The 20389-nt window shown below is 65.3% G+C and carries 23 protein-coding genes and 1 riboswitch; of the genes, 17 read left to right on the forward strand and 6 right to left on the reverse strand.

Going from position 1 to position 20389, the window contains the following annotated elements; all coding sequences use genetic code 11:
• Positions 1–13: 13 nt before the first annotated feature.
• On the reverse strand, positions 14–832 hold the full coding sequence (locus KPG71_RS13350; RefSeq protein ID WP_216338618.1) for a sulfotransferase family protein: 819 nt from the start codon (positions 830–832) through the stop codon (positions 14–16).
• 149 nt (positions 833–981) lie between these two features.
• On the opposite strand from KPG71_RS13350, the gene KPG71_RS13355 reads away from it, so the two are divergent.
• Complete coding sequence (locus KPG71_RS13355) at positions 982–2559, forward strand: DUF5928 domain-containing protein (protein ID WP_216338493.1); 1578 nt, start codon at positions 982–984, stop codon at positions 2557–2559.
• Between the two features lie 12 nt (positions 2560–2571).
• Positions 2572–2940 (forward strand): histidine triad nucleotide-binding protein, encoded by a 369-nt coding sequence (locus KPG71_RS13360; protein ID WP_216338494.1) that lies wholly within the window; start codon positions 2572–2574, stop codon positions 2938–2940.
• Between the two features lie 50 nt (positions 2941–2990).
• Here the strand turns inward: KPG71_RS13360 and KPG71_RS13365 are convergent, their stop codons facing one another.
• The 3 genes from KPG71_RS13365 to KPG71_RS13375 all read right to left on the reverse strand — a co-directional run bounded on the left by KPG71_RS13365 (position 2991) and on the right by KPG71_RS13375 (position 5297).
• Entirely contained in the window at positions 2991–3425 is a 435-nt protein-coding gene (locus KPG71_RS13365) for a 6,7-dimethyl-8-ribityllumazine synthase (RefSeq protein ID WP_216338495.1), read from the reverse strand.
• A 76-nt stretch (positions 3426–3501) separates the two neighbouring features.
• A riboswitch (FMN riboswitch) is annotated at positions 3502–3652 on the reverse strand.
• Between the two features lie 127 nt (positions 3653–3779).
• Complete coding sequence (locus tag KPG71_RS13370) at positions 3780–4028, reverse strand: EF-hand domain-containing protein (protein ID WP_216338496.1); 249 nt, start codon at positions 4026–4028, stop codon at positions 3780–3782.
• A gap of 273 nt (positions 4029–4301) precedes the next feature.
• The gene (locus tag KPG71_RS13375) at positions 4302–5297 is read right to left on the reverse strand and encodes an asparaginase (RefSeq protein WP_216338497.1); all 996 of its coding nucleotides are present in this window, start codon (positions 5295–5297) and stop codon (positions 4302–4304) included.
• A 177-nt stretch (positions 5298–5474) separates the two neighbouring features.
• Between KPG71_RS13375 and KPG71_RS13380 the strand changes: the two genes are divergently transcribed.
• Positions 5475–6002: an invasion associated locus B family protein gene (locus KPG71_RS13380; RefSeq protein ID WP_216338498.1), complete on the forward strand. Its 528-nt coding sequence runs from the start codon at positions 5475–5477 to the stop codon at positions 6000–6002.
• Between the two features lie 103 nt (positions 6003–6105).
• Here the strand turns inward: KPG71_RS13380 and KPG71_RS13385 are convergent, their stop codons facing one another.
• Positions 6106–7053, reverse strand: coding sequence for an L-threonylcarbamoyladenylate synthase (locus tag KPG71_RS13385; RefSeq protein ID WP_216338499.1), 948 nt, complete (start codon positions 7051–7053; stop codon positions 6106–6108).
• A gap of 134 nt (positions 7054–7187) precedes the next feature.
• Here KPG71_RS13385 and KPG71_RS13390 point away from each other — a divergent pair, with 134 nt between their 5' ends.
• From KPG71_RS13390 to KPG71_RS13455, 14 genes are all read left to right on the forward strand, one after another.
• On the forward strand, positions 7188–8906 hold the full coding sequence (locus KPG71_RS13390; RefSeq protein ID WP_216338500.1) for an acyl-CoA dehydrogenase: 1719 nt from the start codon (positions 7188–7190) through the stop codon (positions 8904–8906).
• Complete coding sequence (locus KPG71_RS13395; RefSeq protein WP_216338619.1) at positions 8906–9949, forward strand: MBL fold metallo-hydrolase; 1044 nt, start codon at positions 8906–8908, stop codon at positions 9947–9949. The genes KPG71_RS13390 and KPG71_RS13395 overlap by 1 nt, the downstream gene beginning before the upstream one ends.
• Positions 9950–9955: 6 nt before the next feature.
• Positions 9956–10408 (forward strand): DUF6173 family protein, encoded by a 453-nt coding sequence (locus KPG71_RS13400; RefSeq protein WP_216338501.1) that lies wholly within the window; start codon positions 9956–9958, stop codon positions 10406–10408.
• 116 nt (positions 10409–10524) lie between these two features.
• Positions 10525–10659 (forward strand): aa3-type cytochrome c oxidase subunit IV, encoded by a 135-nt coding sequence (locus KPG71_RS13405; RefSeq protein ID WP_216338502.1) that lies wholly within the window; start codon positions 10525–10527, stop codon positions 10657–10659.
• 42 nt (positions 10660–10701) lie between these two features.
• Positions 10702–11367, forward strand: a complete 666-nt coding sequence (locus KPG71_RS13410; protein ID WP_216338503.1) for a hypothetical protein — start codon at positions 10702–10704, stop codon at positions 11365–11367.
• Positions 11368–12066: 699 nt separating this feature from the next.
• A complete protein-coding gene (locus KPG71_RS13415; protein ID WP_073034153.1) occupies positions 12067–12630 on the forward strand; it encodes a NifU family protein in 564 nt (187 codons plus the stop codon).
• Positions 12620–13219, forward strand: a complete 600-nt coding sequence (tsaB, locus tag KPG71_RS13420) for a tRNA (adenosine(37)-N6)-threonylcarbamoyltransferase complex dimerization subunit type 1 TsaB (protein WP_216338504.1) — start codon at positions 12620–12622, stop codon at positions 13217–13219. The genes KPG71_RS13415 and tsaB overlap by 11 nt, the downstream gene beginning before the upstream one ends.
• Complete coding sequence (locus tag KPG71_RS13425) at positions 13209–13658, forward strand: GNAT family N-acetyltransferase (RefSeq protein ID WP_216338505.1); 450 nt, start codon at positions 13209–13211, stop codon at positions 13656–13658. Before tsaB ends, KPG71_RS13425 begins: the two co-directional genes overlap by 11 nt.
• 88 nt (positions 13659–13746) lie before the next feature.
• A complete protein-coding gene (locus KPG71_RS13430) occupies positions 13747–14664 on the forward strand; it encodes a sulfite exporter TauE/SafE family protein (RefSeq protein ID WP_216338506.1) in 918 nt (305 codons plus the stop codon).
• A 1-nt stretch (position 14665) separates the two neighbouring features.
• Positions 14666–15424, forward strand: coding sequence for a TIGR02186 family protein (locus KPG71_RS13435; protein ID WP_216338507.1), 759 nt, complete (start codon positions 14666–14668; stop codon positions 15422–15424).
• Between the two features lie 251 nt (positions 15425–15675).
• Complete coding sequence (locus tag KPG71_RS13440; RefSeq protein ID WP_216338508.1) at positions 15676–16602, forward strand: branched-chain amino acid ABC transporter permease; 927 nt, start codon at positions 15676–15678, stop codon at positions 16600–16602.
• Positions 16599–17546 carry a branched-chain amino acid ABC transporter permease gene (locus KPG71_RS13445; RefSeq protein WP_216338509.1) on the forward strand — a complete coding sequence of 316 codons (948 nt, stop codon included), beginning with the start codon at positions 16599–16601 and terminating at the stop codon, positions 17544–17546. Before KPG71_RS13440 ends, KPG71_RS13445 begins: the two co-directional genes overlap by 4 nt.
• Positions 17543–18259 carry an ABC transporter ATP-binding protein gene (locus KPG71_RS13450; protein WP_216338510.1) on the forward strand — a complete coding sequence of 239 codons (717 nt, stop codon included), beginning with the start codon at positions 17543–17545 and terminating at the stop codon, positions 18257–18259. Before KPG71_RS13445 ends, KPG71_RS13450 begins: the two co-directional genes overlap by 4 nt.
• Positions 18259–18954, forward strand: a complete 696-nt coding sequence (locus tag KPG71_RS13455) for an ABC transporter ATP-binding protein (protein ID WP_216338511.1) — start codon at positions 18259–18261, stop codon at positions 18952–18954. Before KPG71_RS13450 ends, KPG71_RS13455 begins: the two co-directional genes overlap by 1 nt.
• A gap of 83 nt (positions 18955–19037) precedes the next feature.
• Here the strand turns inward: KPG71_RS13455 and glp are convergent, their stop codons facing one another.
• Positions 19038–20375, reverse strand: a complete 1338-nt coding sequence (gene glp, locus KPG71_RS13460; protein WP_367397352.1) for a gephyrin-like molybdotransferase Glp — start codon at positions 20373–20375, stop codon at positions 19038–19040.
• Positions 20376–20389 lie beyond the last annotated feature (14 nt).

The following is a 20389-nucleotide window of genomic DNA, read 5'->3' on the forward strand; positions in this document are numbered from 1 at the left end:
GGCCCGCAACGGGTCATTCGCCCAGTTTGGCATGCACCTCGTCAAGGTCGATCTCGCCCACCGGCATCTTGTTCGACGGGTCTTCGAAGTCGTATTTGAACAGCTTGAAATCGCGGTGATAGATTTCATAGACCAGATGCATCGACAGGTCGTCGAAATAATCTTCGACCGGATGCGCGCGCTTGGGGCCGTGGCCTTCGGATTCGTTGAACCGCGGAATCGTGTCCAGATCGACTTTGTGGCGCGTGTCGATCGCGTTCAGCACCGCTTGCATGCCGTCGTTGAACTGTTCGGTCCAGAAAATCCTGTCATAGGTGCCGCCATTGGCGATGAAGGTGGACACATGCCCTGACATGGCCGACCAGTGAATGTCGGGCTCCATCGGGCGACGCCATCGGATCGTGTCGCGGGCGAACAGCAGGAATCGGCGGAAGCTCTGGATCTGGTCGAACTCCTGCTTGCCGTCGTCGCCGCCCACTTCGATCCCGTATTTCTGGATCAAGAGCGGCACCAGCTTGCCGCGATAGCGTTTTCCGTTGCGCTGGATGCCGCAGATCTTGTCAAAGAAGCTGGACAGGATGCGGGTATAGGGATTGCGCACGCAGGTGAACGCGTAGGAGCTGTGTGTCTTGACATTGGCCCGGATCAGGGGCTGGCTTTCGTCGCGGGCCCATTTGTGCAGCCCGTCCTGGGCGTCGTGAATGTCGCCGTCGAAGAACTTGCCATGATCCGAATAATACATGATCTGACCGATGGTCGAACAGGCGCATTTGGGCACGACCCTGTAGACCATGCTTTCACTTTCGGTCATCCATGTTCCGGGAAATCCCATGCCCGCCGCCTCCGCCTGAATTGCCACGTAAATTCCGGGCAAATGGTTACTAACCTGCTAAAAAAAGCAAAGAAACCCTGTTTATTCAATCCGTATTGATGTCTATCACTGTAGGCAGTGTTGGCAACCTTCAGTGTATTGTTTCCCAGATGGCGAAAATCGCGTTCATATTGCTGTGTCACAAGGATCCGGACGCGATCATAGGTCAGGCGAACATGCTGACGGCCGCAGGCGATTGCATGGCGATTCACTTCGACGCCCGCGCCCGGCCCGAGCATTACCGCAAAATCCGCGAGGCGCTGGCCGACAATCCCAACGTCACCTTCGCCAGGAAGCGCATCAAATGCGGCTGGGGCGAGTGGTCCCTCGTGCAGGCCACGCTTTATGCGGTCGAGGCCGCCGTCGAGGAATTCCCCCGCGCCACCCATTTCTACATGCTGTCCGGCGATTGCGCGGCGATCAAATCGGCGGCCTATGCGCATGAATTCCTCGATGCCAACGATGTCGATTTCATCGAAAGCTTCGACTACTTCGACAGCGACTGGATCAAGACCGGCATGAAGGAAGAGCGGCTGATCTACCGCCATTTCTTCAACGAGCGCACGCAATCCAAACGGTTCTACGCCAGTTTCGAATTGCAGAAACGGCTGGGGCTGACGCGTGAGATTCCCGCCGACATCCAGGTGCAGATCGGCAGTCAGTGGTGGTGCCTGCGCCGCCGCACCATCGAATGGATTCTGGACTTCACCCGCATGCGGCGCGATGTCATGCGGTTTTTCCGCAGCACATGGATTCCCGACGAGACGTTTTTCCAGACCCTCGTGCGCCATGTCGTGCCCGACGATGAAATCCGCACGCGGACCCTGACATTCCTGATGTTCACCGATTACGGGATGCCGGTGACGTTTTATAACGATCACTACGACCTGCTGCTCAGTCAGGATTTCCTGTTCGCCCGCAAGATCAGCCCCGAGGCGAAAGAGCTCAAGACACGGCTGGGTGCGCTGTATGCCGATGACGAGGCCGAATTCAAAATCTCCAACGAAGGGCGCAGCCTGTTCAAGTTCCTGACCGGACGGGGCCGGATCGGGCGGCGGTTCGCCAGCCGGTTCTGGGAAACCGAAAGCACCCTTGGCCGGGATCGCGAACTGATGATCGTGGTGTGCAAGAAATGGCATGTCGCCAAGCGCCTGCTCGACAAGCTGCGCCAGGTCGTGAACGTGCCCGCCATCGAATACCTGTTTAACGAGGAAGACACGGCATTGCCCGATCTGGGCGGCATTCAGGCCACGCTGGGCAAGCGGACGCGCCACCGTCGGGCGCTGATGCGGATGCTGTTCGATTATTACGATACGGATCGCCTGATCGTCTGTATCGACCCGGCCAGTCTGGATTTGTTGCACGATTTCAACGGGGATCGGTCGATCACGAAGATCCTCGAAATCCAGTGCCAGTTTTCCGACGATTACCTTGCCGGTCACGCGATGCGTGTCGGGCTGGCCGGGGAACAGACCCCGCCCGAAACGCTGGAACGGCTGCTGCCGACCATCCGGGGCGACATCAATTTCGAAAGCGACGGCATTCGCGACGCCGAGTTCGAGAATCACATTATCCTGCGCGAAGGCGACGATGCCGAACAACATGCCGGGCTGATCTCGCGGTTTCTTGATGTCGGGCCGGAGAAAGCGCTAGAGGTGGCGCAAACCGATCACCTGTTTGCCGATTGAGGAGCAGCGCCCATGTCCTATGACTATGACGACCAGAATATCTTTGCCAAGATCCTGCGCGGCGAGATTCCGAACGATACCGTTCTGGAAACCGACCACAGCCTTGCCTTCAACGATATTCAGCCGCAGGCGCCGGTGCATGTGCTGGTGATCCCGAAAGGGCCCTGGGTTTGCTATGACCATTTCGCGCAAGAGGCCAGCGATGCCGAAATCGCCGACTACACCCGCGCCATCGGCGAGGTGTGCAGGCTGATGGGGGTCGAACAGGGCGGGTTCCGCATGATCTCGAACGCGGGGGAACACGGTGTGCAGGAGGTGCCCCATCTGCATGTCCACATCCTGGGAGGGCGCCCTCTGGGCCGGATGCTGCAAAAGGCCTGACAGGCCGGTCTGACGGCCCCTGTTGTCAGGGGCCGTTTGTCATCAGGGTTTCAGGCGGCCAGCGCGGCGCGTGTTTTTCCGATGCTTAGCGCGGCACGCGCGGCTTCGCGCCCCTTTTCGACGAAATGCGCCCGGTAGATCGCGTCGTGATGCGCGGTTTCCTGATACTGATGCGGGGTCAGGGACACCGACAGGACGGGCACGCCGCTGTCCAGCCCGGCGCGCATCAGCCCGTCCACCACGGCCTGCGCCACGAAATCATGGCGGTAAATCCCGCCATCCACCACAAAGGCCGCTGCGGCCACCGCGCCGTAACGTCCGGTCATGGCCAGGTCGCGCGCCAGCAGCGGCATTTCGAACGCGCCGGGCACGTCGAACACATCGACCTGTTCGCGCGGGATCAACTCGCAAAACCCATCCAGCGCGCGATCCACGATATCGGCGTGCCAGTTGGCTTTGACAAAGGCATAGCGGGTGTGTGTCATGTGGGGCTCCTTTCCTGATCGACACGTCTCACCCAAGGCGCAGTACGACAGGAAAGACGGGAACCCCCGCCTGGCCCGGCGTTCTCTTCCATCCGGACTGTGACCGTCGGCCCTGGAATCTCACCAGGTCTGCTGACCCCCGGCCACGGGCCGGGGCGCTCGCGGGCTCGGGGCGCGATTGGCCCCATACCGCCGGTGGGGAATTCCGCCCCGCCCTGAGAACAGCGCCGATCATTGGCGATCCCCGCGCGGCTGGCAACCCGGAAAACGCCTACGCCCGCATCGTTTCCGATACGGGCGCAGCGGGGAAGTGTCAGGGGGCGGCATCTGCGCGCCCCTGACCGGTGGTTCGGGTTAGCCGTCCGTGGTCACTTCGGGCAGCGTGCCAGCCTCTTGGGCTGCGGCGATCTCTTCGTCACTCAGAGCGCCGTCGGCGTCTGTGTCGACGCTCGAAAACACATCCGCGCTTGCCTCGGGATAGGCAGCCTGGAATTCCGACATCGATACCATGCCGTCGCCATCGGTATCCGCGGACTGAGCCAGGGCGAAACCCGGTGCGATCAGAGCGGTGGCGAAAGTGGCGGCAGTGATTTTCTTGAACATTGGAAACATCCTTTTCCGGTTCGTGTTGACGAGGGTCGTTGTGCCCTCTGACGCAGAAGGTGGGGGCTAAGCGTCCCGATGTCTGTATGTGACGATCAAACCGTCGAAAATCCGCGGAAACAGGCTGAAAACGCGGGTTTGGCTCGGCGCTTGGTTGCCGCTGGTCCGGGCCGGCATGGAACCGGCGGGATTTCGCGCTCAGCGATGCGTCATTTCGGCAAAGACTCGCAAAAGGCGACTGCTCCGGACGATGCCGCGTGCCGCTCGCGGCGATTACAACAGCCCGTTTGCCGGTTTGATCATGCCGGTTTCGATTCCCCGCCAGTTGGTGATTGGCGCGTTCATGAATCTGCGGGTTGCCGGATGATCGGCGTCCAACACGCCCAACTGCACCAGAAGCGCCGCGATGGTGCATTCCGCCGCGCGGGTGGCGCCGTCTTCGATCTTCACCGCGAGTCCCAGTCTGCGGCCGGGAATAATGGCGATGAAAAACGCCTCGGCCCCGGTTTTCAGGGCGACGGGTTCCTTGCAGGCGCGCATCAGTTCGGTGCAGGCGCGTTTTTCCCCGGCCACCAGTTCGGGATGGGCGACCATCGCCTGCCACAGCCGCACCGCCGCCGTGTCACGCGCGTTGCGCCCCTCGCGCGCGGCGGCGAATGAGGCCATCGCGCGGGCCATGCCGTGCATCGACGTGGCGAAGTTCGGGGCCGAACAACCGTCGATACCGAAACAGGGGCTGGTTTCGCCCGTCATTTCCTCGAACGCCTCGAGGCAGGCCCGCTGCATCGGGTGGGTCGGCTCGACGTATTCGGGTCCCCATCCCATGTGCTGCGTCAGCGTCAGGAAACCCGCATGTTTGCCGGAGCAGTTGTTATGCACCTGGCAGGGCTTCTCATCCGCCCTGATCAGCGCATGGCGCGCGGTCTTGTCCTTGGGCATATGCGCGCCGCAGCGGAAATCGTCGTCTTGCAGGTTCAGATCGCCGAGCCACGCGCGCACCCGGTCGGTATGGATCGCCGCCCCGTTATGCGAGGCACAGGCCAGCGCCAGGTGCTCGCTGCTCAATCCGCGGGCATCGGCGGCCCCGCTTTCCACCAGCGGCAACGCCTGAATCATCTTGGCCGAACTGCGCGGAAGCACCGTGGCCTTCGGATCGCCCCAGGCCTCGACAATCGCTCCGGTATCGTCGCAAATCACGGCATGACCGCGATGCAGGCTTTCGGCCATCGGTCCGCGCCAGATTTCAGTCAGGGGAACAGCGTTGGTCATATGGCCTCCGGTTGGCGGGTCTGTGCGGTTTTCCGCCAATTGCGTCTTTCATGTCTCGCCTGTTTCAGGCTAATATTGCTATGTCGAGTACGAAATGGCGGCGCAATATACAACTCCCGCGAACGGAGGCGCGCAGCCAGCAGGATTGAGGCTAAGGACAGCTTGGAGGCTGGACATATGGTATCACGAATTGCACGCGGGTGTGCTGGCGCTCTTCTGGCTCTGGTGGCCACAGGCGCCTGGGCGCAGGAAGAAAGCACCAATCAGGTCGCCGCGGAAACCGCCTGGAGCGTTTTCGAAGACAAGGACCCGCGCGAATGCTGGGCGGTGTCTTCGCCCACGGAAACGGTGAACATGAAGGACGGGCGCGTCGTGGCCGTGCGGCGCGGGGACATCCTGCTGATGACGTTCTTCCGTCCCGAAGCGGGCGTCAAGGGGCAGGTGGCCTTTACCGGTGGCTACCCGTTCGCGGGCGGATCGACCGTCAACGTCAATATCAGCGGAACCGAGTTCGAACTCTTTACCGATGGCGAATGGGCGTGGCCCGCCAATGCATCGGACGATGCCAAGATCATCGCCGCCATGAAGCGGGGCGCCGACGCGGTGCTGACCGCGCGCTCGTCACGCGGGACGACCACAAAGGACACGTTCTCGCTGCTGGGCTATACCGCCGCGCTGGATGAGGCCGAAAAGCGCTGTCAGTGACGCGGCTTTCTTCTGTTGAGAAATATTCCGGGGAATCCGAGGGGCATCGCCCCTCATTCCGCGTGACCTGACTGCGATTGCGCAGGCTTTCGCTATCCCCGGATCAGTCGCGCGGGGCCGCCGCGCGGCGCAGGCGGTCATTGATCGCAAGGCCCAGCCCGGTTTGCGGAATCGGCGATACGGCGATGCCCTTGGCTCCTGTCGCATCCAGGGCATGCAGGTGGTGAAACAGGTTGGCCGCCGCCTCGCGCAGATCGCCCGCCGGTGACAGGTTCAGATCGCACTCCACCGCGCCGAACCCCAGCAGAACCTCGCCTTCGCGGGCCTCGGAGGCCTCCAGCCGCACCCGCGCTCCCGGCGCGTAATGCGATGTCATCTGTCCGGGGGCCGTCAGCGGATCGTTCGCGCCGCGCCGCGCCACCGGCCCGCCAAGCGCCGCTTCGATGGCCTCCACCGGCAATCCGCCGGGGCGCAGCAGGGCAGGGCCGTCCGCCAGGCCCAGAATGGTCGATTCCACCCCGACCTCACAGGCCCCGCCATCCAGAATCGCCGCAATGCGCCCGTCCAGCCCGGCAGCCACATGCGCTGCCGTCGTCGGGCTGATCCGCCCCGACGGATTGGCCGATGGCCCGGCCAATGGTCCGCCGAATGCGCGCAGCAGCGCCCGCGCCACGGGATGCGCGGGCACCCGGATCGCCAGTGTCGGCAGGTCTGCCGTCACCAGCGGCGACAGGCCCGCATCGGGGCGCAGCGGCAGCACCAAAGTCAACGGTCCGGGCCAGAACGCGCTGGCCAGCCGGTCCGCCGTATCCGGCCACTCGACATAGCGCCGCGCGGTTTCGGGGCTGTCCACATGCACGATCAAGGGGTTGAAGCGCGGCCTGCCCTTGGCCTCGAAAATCCCGGCCACCGCCATGTCGTTGCGCGCATCGCCCCCCAGCCCGTAAACCGTTTCCGTCGGAAACGCGACCAGCCCGCCCTCGCGCAGAAGCTGCCCGGCGCGGGCATAGCCTTCCGTATCGGCGGCAAGATGTTCTGTTGCTTCGGGCATAAATGGCTCTGACGCGGCGTTTCGGTTGCTGGTGGGCGATCTTTGACTAGTCTGTGGATCGAACGAAAGGCATATAGGGGCGCGGCGGCATTGCCAAGCCGTGCCCGGCAAAGTGACAGATCAGGAGCAATCAGATGCCATATCGCGCCCCGGTAGAGGATTACCAGTTCATCTTCGATCATGTGGTCGGATTGGCTCAGGTCACCGCCACCGACCGGTTTTCCGAAACCACGCCCGACCTGACCTCGGCCATCCTGACCGAAGCGGGCCGCATGTGCGAAGAGGTGCTGCACCCGCTGCAACGCAACGGCGATCTGCACCCGGCGCATCTGGAAAACGGGGTCGTGCGCACCTCGCCCGGTTTTGCCGAAGGCTACCGCGCCATCGCCGAGGGCGGCTGGGTCTCGATCGGAGCCGATCCGGCGCATGGCGGCATGGGCCTGCCCATGACCCTGACCACCGCCGTCAACGAAATGATGAGCGCCGCCTGCCTGTCGCTGCAACTCAACCCGCTGATGACCCAGGGCCAGATCGAGGCGCTGGAACACCACGCCAGCGACGCCATCAAGGAGCTCTACCTGCCCAAGCTGGTCAGCGGCGAATGGTGCGGCACCATGAACCTGACCGAGGCGCAGGCAGGCTCCGACGTGGGCGCATTGCGCAGCAAGGCGGAACCCAATGGCGACGGCACCTATGCGATCACCGGGCAGAAAATCTTCATCAGTTGGGGCGACAACGACTTTGCCGAAAACGTCTGTCACCTCGTGCTGGCGCGCCTGCCCGACGGCAAGCCCGGCACCAAGGGAATCAGCCTGTTTCTGGTGCCGAAATACATCCCCGACGAAAACGGCGCTCCGGGCCGGGCCAACGATCTGTCGGTCGTCAGCCTTGAACACAAGGTCGGCCTTCACGGCAGCCCGACCTGCGTGATGCAATATGACGGCGCCACCGGCTGGCTGGTGGGCGAGGAACATGACGGCATGCGCGCCATGTTCACCATGATGAACAACGCCCGTCTCGGTGTGGGCGGGCAGGGGATCGGCGCCGCCGAAGGCGCGCTGCAACATGCGCTGGCCTACGCGCAGGAACGCAAACAGGGCCGCAGCCCGGTTGAGAACGGCACCGGCACCATCATCGACCATGCCGATGTGCGCCGCATGCTGACCACCATGAAGGCCGAAACCTATGCCGCGCGCTCGATCGCGCTGGCCTGCGCCGTGGCCATCGACATGCAAACCGCCACCGGCGCGGCGGACTGGGCCGCGCGTGCGGCGTTCCTGACGCCCATTGCCAAGGCCTTCGGCACCGATACCGGCATCGCCGTGTCCGATCTGGGGGTGCAGGTGCATGGCGGCATGGGCTATATCGAGGAAACCGGCGCCGCCCAGTACCTGCGCGACGTGCGCGTGACCGCGATCTACGAGGGCACCAACGGCATTCAGGCGATGGATTTCACCGCGCGCAAGCTGATGGACGGGGGCGAGGCCGCCCACGCCCTGATCGACGAGATCGAAGCACAGGCCGAAGGCGCACGCGCCAAACTGCCCGAACTGGCCGAGCCGGTCTGGCAGGCCTCCGAAACCCTGCGCGAGGGGCTCGACTGGATGCTGGCGCAATCCGACCTGAACCAGCGTTTCGCCGGGGCGGTGCCCTTCCTGCGCGCCTTTGCGCGGGTTCTGGGCGGGCATTATCACCTGGCCGCGGCCATCGCCGAGGGCGGCGACGGCCCGCGCACCCGTCTGGCGCGGTTCTATATCACCCGGCTCCTGCCCGAACACGAGGGGCTTCTGGCCCATGCCACCGCCGGGGCGGATGATCTTTATGCGCTGACAGCTGCGGACCTGTCGGCATGATGGACGGCGCCGGAAGCATTCTGCGCTACCCGTGGGATACCCCGCCCGATCACGGCGATGCCATCGAGGTGGCGCAGGGCGTGTTGTGGATACGCCTGCCGCTGCCGATGGCGCTGGATCATGTGAATGTCTACGCGCTGGACGACGGCGATAGCTGGACCATCGTCGATACCGGCATCCACTCGAACCAGGCGGTCGCGCTGTGGGAAAAGGTGCTGAGCGGCCCCTTGCAGGGCAGGCCGGTAGGCCGCGTGATCCTGACCCATCACCACCCCGATCATATCGGCATGGCGGGCTGGCTGATGGAGCGTTTCAATGCCGAACTGGTCACCACCCGCACCGCATGGCTGCTGGCGCGCATGCTGATCCTCGATGTCGAGGAACGCCCGACCCGTCAGGCGCTGGACTTCTGGCGCAGCGCGGGCATGGACCCCGAAATTTACGAAAACCGCAGAACCGCGCGCCCCTATAATTTCGCCGATACCTCCTATCCGATCCCGGTGGGCTATACCCGCGTTCAGCAGGGCGACACGATCCGCGCGGGCGGGCGGGACTGGGACGTGCATATCGGCAACGGTCACGCCCCCGAACATCTCACGCTCTGGAGCCGCGACGACACTCTCGTGATCGCGGGCGATCAGATCATCGCCTCGATCAGCCCCAATCTCGGCGTCTATCCCACCGAGCCCGAGGCCGATCCGGTGGCCGAATGGCTCGAGGCCTGCTCGCGCCTCGCCGGGTTGGCGCATGAGGACCACCTCGTTTTGCCCGGCCACAGGCTGCCCTTCACCGGCCTGCCGGTGCGGATGCGGCAACTGATCGAGAATCACCACGGCGCGCTGGACCGCCTGCGCGCGTTTCTGGACCGCCCGAAAACCGCGGCAGAGTGCTTTCCGGCCCTGTTCAAACGGAAAATTGATGGCGACTCCTACGGATTGGCCCTTGTCGAAGCGGTCGCGCATCTCAATCATCTGCATCAGGCGGGCGAAATATCCCGCACCCGCCGCGCGGATGGTGCGTGGTTGTGGCAGTCGAAGGGATAAGTGACCATGGATGACGAAATCGCCACATCGGCCGAGGCACACGAGGCCGACGCCCTGCCGCGCCGCCATGAGGTTCACGCCAACCCGGAGGCGCGCGATTGCGATGAGGTCCCCGAGGAGTTGCGCCGCAAACCCGTCGATCAGAAAAGCCCCGCCGAATGGGCCTATGAGCGGCTGATTCTCTACATCAGGAATTTCGAGGAAACGCTCGATAACGAACACGAGGTCGCGATGGGCTTTACCGGCGGCGATGCGGGGGTGCTGCGGATCGAGGGGATGGGTTTTTTCGACCCCGATATCGTGACCTTCTACGGCGCCGACGCGACCGGCGCGAAAACCCAGCTCGTGCAGCATGTCAGCCAGCTCAGCGTCCTGTTGCGCGCCCTGCCCAAACAGGCCGAACAGGAGGCCCCGCGCCGCATCGGTTTCCGGCTGGTGCAGGACCTCGAACAAGGCTGATCGAAACCCCACGGTCCGGGCGCAGCTAAGAGGGTGACAGCCCCCCGGATATGCGCTATCCAATCCCGGACTTTTCAGGATGACGCCGAGCGCGCGAACACGAGGGAACGGACAACATGGCTGACCACAAGCATGGCGAAATGAATATCGACGTTCAGGAAAAAACCTTCAGCGGCTTTGTCAAAGCCGTGACATGGTCGTCCGTTGTCATCCTTTTCTTTCTGGTCTTCATCGCGCTGGTGAACGGCTGAACGAATTTCGGTTTGTTCATCTTGGACTAAAGGGGTGCAGGCATGCGTGGTTGGGTTCTGGCGCTGTGCGCCGCCGTTTCTCTGGCCGGGTGCACCGGCCAATCCGTCTGGGCCCCGGACGAGGCGGTGCAACGCGCCGCCTATCGCCATGACGGGCCCACGCGCCTGACGCTCTACACCATGATCAACAACAGGACGGGCGCGGGCGCGCATTCCTCGCTGATGATCAACGGCTCGCAGCGGGTGATCTTCGATCCCGCCGGGTCTTTCAAACACGAAACCCTGCCCGAGCGAAACGATGTGGTCTATGGCATCACGCCCCCGGTCGAGGATGTCTATACCCGCTATCATGCGCGCGAAACCTATCACGTTCAGGTGCAGAAACTGGACGTGTCGCCGCAAACGGCGGAGCAGGTGATGCAACTGGCGCAATCCTATGGCGCGGTGCCTCCGGCGCAATGCGCGCGGTCGACCTCGACGATCCTGTCGCAGGTGTTCCCGCAGAACGTCTCGGCCACGTGGTCGCCGGTCAAGCTGGCCGAACAGTTCGCCACTTTGCCGAACGTGAGCGAACAGCGCCTGCGCGAATATGACAGCGACGACAATTCCAAGGTCCTCGAGGAATGGGACCCGACCCGCTACGCGCAAAACCGCAAGGCCGCCGCCGAACAGGATACCGCCGTCGCCAAACAGGCGACCGACGGCTGATCCTGTCCCGGTCTCCCGTTTTCCGAAATCATGATCGCTTGCGGATCGCCAGCAACCCGGTTTGCGCCGGGGCTGACAGCGGATGTTTGCGGGACGCAGAGTGAATGACCGCTGTGAGCCTGACGGCGGATTTGTGCGCCGGGCATTGCCCGGCCGCGGGTGGGCGACCGACGGCCTTTCGATGGCGATTTATGGTGAGGTCACATCCAACGGTGGTTCGGGGGACGACCGATGCAGGATCGCCCGCCCGGGGGGCGGTCGGGCGATGCCCGGCGGCGCGCAAGGCGCGCCTTGAGACCGGGCAAGGCAATGTTCTCTCTGTCCCGCATAGCAGCCTTTGGCACCATGTCCGGCCGTTATCTGGATTGTACCCGCAGAGGTTTTCCCCCTGCGCGAAACAGCGGCCGCAGGCCGCCGCGCATCGCCAGACCGCCCGCACGGGCTGGCGATTGGGTGAGGACGGCACCCCGTTCAGGCCTCTTTCGGATTTGGCAGGCATAAATCGCAAAGAACGACCGTTTGATCGCCGCACCGCGGCCCGACGATGCGCGGCTCTGTATCCGAAACCTTAAACACCCCCAATCCGGCCAGCTCCCTGCCCCCTGCAGTCCCACCTTGCCGAAGTTTAGAATCATTCCAAACCTTGACAGGCAGGGTTGCGGCGCGCATATCCGAAGGGACAGATGAGAAAGGCCGCCCATGTTCATCCAGACCGAATCCACGCCGAACCCCGCGACGCTGAAATTCCTGCCCGGCCAGACCGTGCTCGAAGCCGGGACCGCCGATTTCCCTAGTGCCGAGGGGGCCGGAAAATCGCCGCTCGCGCAGCGGATTTTCGGAGTGCCCGGCGTGACCGGCGTGTTCTTCGGCAATGACTTCGTCACCGTCACCAAGGACGACAGCACCGAGTGGGATCACATGAAGCCCGCCATTCTGGGCGCGATCATGGAGCATTACCAATCCGGCGCGCCGATCATGACGGGCGAGGCCGATGCGGCCTCGGGCCATGCCGAGCATGACGGCGAGGATGCCGAGATCGTCGGCCAGATCAAGGAATTGCTGGACACCCGCGTGCGCCCCGCCGTGGCGCAGGATGGTGGCGACATCACCTTTCACGGCTTCGACAAGGGCGTGGTTTACCTGCACATGCAGGGGGCCTGTGCGGGCTGCCCTTCGTCCACCATCACGCTGAAGATGGGGATCGAGAACCTGTTGCGCCACTATATCCCCGAGGTGACCGAGGTGCGCCCCGTTGGCCTGTGACGCGCCTTTGGTTCTGGGATTCGATACATCGGCCGCGCATTGCGCGGCCGCTTTGCTGTGCGGTGACCGGATTCTGGCGGCCCGCGCCGAGGATATGGGCCGCGGGCAGGCCGAACGGCTGATGCCGCTGCTTCAAGAGGTGCTGGCCGAGGGCGGCGCGGCATGGGCCGATCTGGATCGGATCGGCGTGGGCACCGGCCCCGGCAACTTCACCGGCATCCGCATTTCGGTTTCGGCGGCGCGCGGTCTGGCGCTGGCGCTGGAAATCCCGGCGCTGGGCGTGTCGGGGTTCGAGGCGATTGCCCATGTGACCCCAGGGCCGCATCTGCCCGTCATCCCCGGCCCGCGCGGGATGTCTTATGTTCAGGCCGCGGGGGAGGCCCCCCGTCTGGCCATACCCGAAGAGATCGCCGGGTTCGGCCTGCCACTGGCCGAACGCCCCGCACCTGTGAAACTGGCCGAGGCGATTGCACGGGTGGCGGCGAAACGGGAGGGCGGCCTCGATGAGGCCCCTGCGCCGCTTTACGTCAAACCCGCCGATGCCGCCCCGTCGCGCGATGCGCCGCCGGTGATCCTGGATGACGCCTGAGGCGCTGGCCCGCCTGCATGGCCGGGCCTTTGCCGGGCAGGGGCGGGCGTGGAGCGCCGGGGAGTTCGCCGGTCTGCTGGACAGCCCGCTTGTGTTTGCCGTGGGCGATGCGCGGGGCTTTGCGCTGGGCCGGGTGATTGCCGGTGAGGCCGAGTTGCTGACCATCGCCACCGATCCCGAGGCCCGCCGTCAGGGCGTGGGACGCGGCACGCTGACTCTGTTCGAGGCCGAAGCGGTGGCGCGCGGGGCCGACACCGTCTTTCTGGAGGTGGCCGAAGACAACACCGCCGCCCGTGGGCTCTATGCGGAGGCGGGCTATGAACAGGCCGCCCGGCGCGAGGGGTATTATCCGCGCGCCAACGGGTCGGCGGCGGATGCCCTGATCCTGCGCAAGGCGTTGCATCGGCAGGGCGGACCATCCCGAAATCACGAAAGATAAGTCCAGATAACAAGATTTGATCAGGCCTGAGCCGCTCTGGCATGGCAGGCGGCTTGCAAACGGGCGGAAACTGCGGCTAGGAACAGCCATGCAAATCTACCTGCCCATAGCCGAGGTTTCGGTCAATGCCTTCCTCTTGCTGGGGCTGGGGGGGCTGGTGGGCGTTCTTTCGGGCATGTTCGGGGTTGGCGGCGGGTTCCTGATGACCCCCCTGCTGTTCTTTATCGGCGTGTCCCCGGCGGTGGCCGTGGCGACTGGCGCGGCGCAGATCGTGGCGGCCTCTTTTTCCGGGCTGCTGGCGCATTTGCGCAAGAAAACGGTCGATCTGCGTATGGGAACGGTTCTTCTGGTCGGTGGCCTGTTGGGCGCGGGCGCGGGCGTTTTCGTGTTCAACTACCTGAAATCGCTGGGCCAGGTCGATCTGCTGGTGACGCTGTGTTATGTCGTGTTCCTTGGCGTGATCGGCGCCATGATGCTGATCGAAAGCCTGCGCGCCATCCGCCGCGCCCGCAAGGGCGGCCCGCTGCCCAAGCGCAAGAAGCACAACTGGGTGCATGGCCTGCCGATGAAGATGCGGTTTCGCACCAGCGGCCTGTATATCAGCGTGATCCCCCCGCTGATCGTGGGGGTCGCGGTGGGGGTTCTGGCCGCGATCATGGGTGTGGGCGGCGGGTTCATCATGGTGCCCGCGATGATCTACCTGCTGGGCATGCCCACCAAGGTGGTTGTCGGCACCTCGCTGTTCCAGATCATTTTCGTCACCGGCTTTACCACGCTTCTGCATGCCACGACGAACTTTACCGTCGATATCGCGCTGGCGGTGATGCTGTTGGTGGGCGGCGTGATCGGGGCGCAGTTCGGCACCCAGATCGGCATGCGCATGAAGGCCGAGCAGTTGCGCGTCCTGCTGGCGCTGATGGTGCTGATCGTGTGTTCCAAGCTGGCGCTTGATCTGCTGATCGAGCCGTCCGAGCTGTATTCCATCACCGCAGTCGGGGGCGGCTGAGATGCTGCGGCTGGTCCTTTTCCTGTGTCTTGCCGCGCTGCCCCTGCGGGCCGAAGAGGTGGTTCTGGGCCTGTCAAGCGACCGGGTGCGCATCACCGCCACCTTCGAGGGGTCTGAAATTCTGGTGTTCGGAGCGATCAAGCGCGAGGCCCCCATCCCCGAAGAGCCGCTCGACGTGGTCGTCGCCATCGCCGGGCCGTCCAAGCCGCTGGTGGTGCGCCGCAAGGAGCGGGTTCTGGGCATCTGGGCCAATACCGATGCGGTGGGGATCGACTCGGCCCCCAGTTTCTACGCGGTGGCCACGACGGGGCCGATGCGGCAGGTTCTGTCGAATGTCGAGGACCTGCGCCACAAGGTGAGCATCGGGCGCGCGATCCGCTCGGTCGGGGCACCGGGCAACGTGGCGGATGCGCAGGCCTTTACCGATGCGCTGATCCGTATCCGGCAGGCCAACGGCACTTATCAGATGCTCGAAGGCGAGGTCGTGCTGGATGAACAGACCCTGTTTCGGACCGAGATCGGCCTGCCCGCGAACCTGACCGAGGGCGAATACCAGACGCGCATCTTCCTGACGCGCGGCGGCAATGTGATATCGCAGTTCGAAACCGTGATCGACGTGCGCAAGGTGGGGCTGGAACGCTGGCTCTATACCCTGTCGCACCAGCAGCCGCTGGCCTATGGGCTGATGTCGCTGGCCATCGCGATTGCGGCGGGCTGGGGCGCCTCGGCGGCGTTCCGCATGCTGCGGCAGGGCGGCTGACCCGACCGGGACGGGGTATGCAACATCATGGGTTTGTCTGGAGGCAGAGGCCGACCTTATGAGCCGGGCATTGCCCGACCGCGGGAGGGCGGTCGGGCGATGCCCGGCGGCGCGCAGGGCGCGCCTTGAGCCCGGGCAAAGGCAAGGCCCCTCCGAACCGCGCGATTTTCCAGCACGATCCGCGCCAAACCGTCCGCAACCCGCCTTTGCCCTTGCCCTGACGCGCGGACCGGGGCATCCCTAGGCGCGATATGGAACTGGGCCCTTATATCCTGCTCGCCAGCCTCGAAGGGGCGGTCACCGCCGCCGTGCTGGCGCTGACCGCTGTCGGGCTGTCGCTGGTGTTCGGCGTGATGCGGGTGGTGAACATCGCGCATGGCGAGTTCTTCATGCTGGGCGCGGTGATTGCGTGGTGGGTGGCCAACAGTATCGGCGGGCATCCCGCGATGGGCTTTGCCGCCGCCCTGGTGATCGCGCCGCTGGCGGTGGGGGCGATTGCCGCCGCTGCCGACATGACGATCCTCAAGCGGCTGGACTATGACCCCGAGCGCACCATCGTCGCCACCATCGGGCTGCTCTATATCCTGCAACAACTGACCCTGATGACCTATGGCCCCGAGGCCCGGCCCGTCGAGGCCCCGTTCAACCAGCGTCTCGCCCTGCCGTGGATCGAGCGGACCGAAACCGGCTGGGAGATGTATTACCCCTGGGGGCTGTCCACCACGACCTACAAGCTGGCGGTGATCGGCGCGGCGGCGGCGGTGCTGGGCGGGGTCTGGGCGATGATGGCGCACACGCGCATCGGCCTGTTGATGCGCGCCACGCAGGCGGATCGCGACATGGCGCTGGCCTTCGGCATCCCGGTGGAAAAGGTCTATGCGCTGGTCTTCGGCATCGGCGCGGGGCTGGCGGCGCTGGCGGCCGTGCTGATCGTGCCGATCCAGCAGGCGCATTACCTGATGGGGGCCGATCCGCTGTTGCTGTCGTTCATCGTCGTGATCATCGGCGGGCTGGGATCGTTGCCCGGCACGGTGGTCGCCGCCATTCTGATCGGGCTGAGCGACGGGATCATCTCGGTGTTCTTCTCGCCCACGCTGGCGAAGATCCTCGCGACGCTGCTGGTCGGGCTGGTGCTGGTATTCCGGCCCAACGGATTGTTCGGGACGCGCGCGCCATGACCCGGCAGACGGCGCGCATCCTTGCCCTGCATGGCGGGCTGCTGGCGGTGCTGTTCGTGGCGCAGTTTGTCCTGCCCGCCTATCATCACGGCAATCTGGCGCGGATCATGGTGCTGGCCAGCTATGCCATCGGCTACAACATCCTGTTCGGCTATACCGGCCTGCTGAGCCTTGGGCACGCCCTGTTCTTTGCCGCTGGCATGTATGGCATGGGGCTTGGCATCCAGTATGGCGGGCTGTCCCCGGCCCCGGCGCTGCTGGCCGGGGTGGTGGCGGGCGCGGTGGTATCGGGTGCGCTGGCGCTGCTGGCGCTTCGCACGACCGGCGTGGCCTTCATGATCGTGACGCTGATGTTCGCGCAGGCCGGATACCTGACGATCCTCTATTTCGGGGAATACACGCGCGGCGACGAGGGGTTCGTGATCCAGACCGCGCAGCGGGTTCTGTGGGGGATCGACCTGAGCGATCCGGTGAACCGCTATTTCGCCGCCTTCGGGCTGTTCGCGATCTGCCTGAGCCTGAGCCTGTGGCTGGTGCGCGCGCCCTTTGGCCGGGTTCTGGTGGCGATCCGCGAAAACGAGGACCGCGTGCAGATGCTCGGCTATGACACCTATGTGCACAAGCTGGGCGCGATGGTGATCTCGGGAACGATTTCGGCCGCGGCGGGGGCGGCCTATGGGCTGCTGTTCGGCTATGCGGGGGCGAGTTTCGCCAGCGTGCAATATTCGATCTTCCCGCTGCTTTGGGTGTTGCTGGGCGGGGCGGGCACGGTGCTGGGCCCGTTCATCGGCGCGTTGTTCATGTTCTACCTGATCGACCTGAGTTCCGGCGTGACCACCGCCTATATGCTGATTGCAGGCGTGGTTCTGGTGGCTTTGACGCTGTTCGCGCCGCAGGGGCTGGCGGGCGAGGTGCGCCGCCGGGTCTGGAGGGGGCTGCCATGAGCGCGCTGTTGTCCACGCGCGGGCTGTCGAAACATTTCGACGGGCTGGTCGCGGTCTCGGATGTGGACCTTGACCTGACGGTGGGAGAGGTGCGCGCATTGATCGGCCCCAACGGTGCGGGCAAGACGACGCTGGTCGGCATGATCTGCGGGCGCATCGCGCCATCGTCGGGCACGGTGGCTTTTGACGGGCGCGACATCACCGCCCTGCCGGCGCATAAACGGATCGGGCTGGGCATGGCCTATACGTTCCAGATCACCTCGGTTTTCGCACGGCTGAGCGTGCGCGAGAACGTGGCGCTGGCCGCGCGGCGGCGGCTGGCGGGCGGGGATGTCGACAGGGCCGTGCGCGAGGCGCTGGAACAGGTGGGGCTGGAAGAGCGCGCCGGGGAAGAGGCGGGCAACCTCAGCTACGGGCACCAGCGCCTGCTGGAAATCGCCATGGGGCTGGCGCAGGCCCCGCGCCTGCTGATCCTCGACGAGCCGACCCAAGGCTTGTCCGAGGGGGAAATCACACGCTTTACCGGGCTGATCGAGGGCTTGCGCGGCCAGACCACCGTTTTGCTGATCGAGCACAACATGCGCGTCGTCTGGGACGTGGCCGACCGGGTGACGGTGCTGAATTTCGGTGAGGTTCTGGCCGAGGGCACGCCGCAGGAGATTCACGAAAACCGCGCCGTGCAGGCGGCCTATCTGGGCACGGAGGCGGGCTGATGCTGAGGCTTGAGGGGATCGACGCGGGCTATGGCGGGGGCCGGGTGCTGCAGGGCTTTTCGCTGGACGTGGCGGCGGGCGAGATCGTCTGTTTGCTGGGCCGCAACGGCGCGGGCAAGACCACCTGCATGAAGGCGATCATGGGGCTGTTGCCGCTGATGGCGGGGCGCGTGATGCTGGACGGGCAGGAGATCGGCCGGCTGCCTGCCCATGAGGTGCCGAAGGCCGGGATCGGATACGTGCCGCAGGGGCGGCGGCTGTTTGCCGGGCTGAGCGTGGCGCAGAACCTTGAGATCGGGTTGCGTGCGCGCGGGTCCGGGCGGGACACGCTGGAGGAGGTGCTGGAGCTGTTCCCGCGCCTGCGCGAACGGATGACGCAGCCCGCGCAGACCCTGTCGGGGGGCGAACAACAGATGCTGGCCACCGCCCGCGCCCTGTGCCTGCGGCCCAAGGTGCTGTTGCTGGACGAGCCGACCGAGGGCCTGCAGCCCTCGATGATCGAGGCGATCCGCCAGGTGATCGTGCAGATGCGCGACGCGGGCGTGGCGGTGCTGCTGGTGGAACAGCGCGTCGATGCGGTGCTGTCGGTGGCCGACCGGGTGGCGTTCATCGAGAATGGCCGCAACGGCGAAGTGATGGAGGCCGACGCCCTGCGCGCGGATCACGGGATCGTGGAGCGTTACGTCGGGGTCTGAGCAATGCGGGGGCGCTGCCCCCGTCGCGCGCTGCGCGGCGACTCCCCCGGGATATTTCCGGCAAGAAGAAGGGGCCCGACCTTTTACAGAAAGCTGGTGAAGGGCAGGAAGGTGACCGGGGTGCCGGGGGTGATCTCCAGCGGGCCGTCGGGCAGTTCGATCAGGCCTTCGGCCCAGCTGAGGCCGCTGATGCGCCCGGAGCCTTCGGATTTGAACGCCTCGGCGCGGCCGTCGCGGATGCGGGCGCGCAGGTATTCGCGCCGTCCCGGTTTCTTGGTCTTGGTGAAGGCGGCGGGAAGGGTGAAGCCCTGCGGGCGGTGCCAGCCCGCCCCGGCAAGGCGGGCCATGGCGGGGCGGGCGAAGATCAGCGTACAGACCAGCGCCGCCACCGGGTTGCCGGGCAGGCCGAAGACCGGGGTTCCGGCCCACATCCCCAGGGCCAGCGGGCGGCCCGGTTTGACGGCGATGCGCCATTCGGCCATTGCGCCGGTTTCGTTCAGCAGGGCCGAGACGTGATCCTCGTCGCCCGCGGAGGCGCCGCCGGAGGTCAGCATAAGGTCGGCCTGTTGCGCGCCACGATCGAACGCCGCACGCAGGGCCGCGCGATCGTCGGGGATGCGGCCCAGGTCGAGCGTGTCGAACCCGAATTGCCGCGCCAGCGCCAGAAGCATCGGGCGGTTGGCGTCGAAGATCTGGCCCGGTGCGGCGGGGTTGCCCGGCTCGACCAGTTCATCGCCGGTCGAGATCACTGCGACACGCAGCCGGTGATGCACGGGCAGGTCCGACAGGCCGGTGGCGGCGGCCAGCGCCAGATCGGCGGGCGTCAGCGTGCGGCCCGCGCTCAGGATCGTGTCGCCCTCCGCCACGTCTTCGCCCGCGTTGCGGGTGTTGGCGCCGGGCCTGATGCCGGCGCGAAAGGCGATTTCGGTTTCTGACGCGGTCACGTCTTCCTGAAGGATGACGGTATCGACCCCATCGGGCAGCGCCGCGCCGGTCAGCACGCGGATGGCGTGGGCGGGCGGCACGGCCCCGTCGAAGGGCACCCCGGCGGCGGCGCGGCCCTGCACCAGCGGCAGAACCGGATCGCCCGGCGGCAGCGTGCCATGAGCGAAGCCATAGCCATCGACCGCCGTGTTGGGCTGCGGCGGATTTGAGCGGCGCGCGATCACGTTTTCGGCCAGAACGCGGCCCTGCGCCTGCATGAGCGGCAGAACCTCGCGGCCCACCACCGGGTGCAGCCGGTCGCGCAAGAGCGCCAGCGCGTCGTCCACCGGGGTCCAGTCCACCCCGGCGGGCAGGGCGAAACAATCGTCGCGCAGGGGCGGAGGTTGCAGGCGGTCAGTGCCTGCGGCGCGGTTCGGCGTATCCTCGGGACCAAGGCCCATGATCCAGCCCTCCTCGGGTGCGGTTATGTCCAGCATGGCGCGCAGCGCGG

Origin of the sequence: Roseovarius sp. PS-C2, assembly GCF_018862045.1 — a bacterium.
GTDB lineage: Bacteria > Pseudomonadota > Alphaproteobacteria > Rhodobacterales > Rhodobacteraceae > Roseovarius.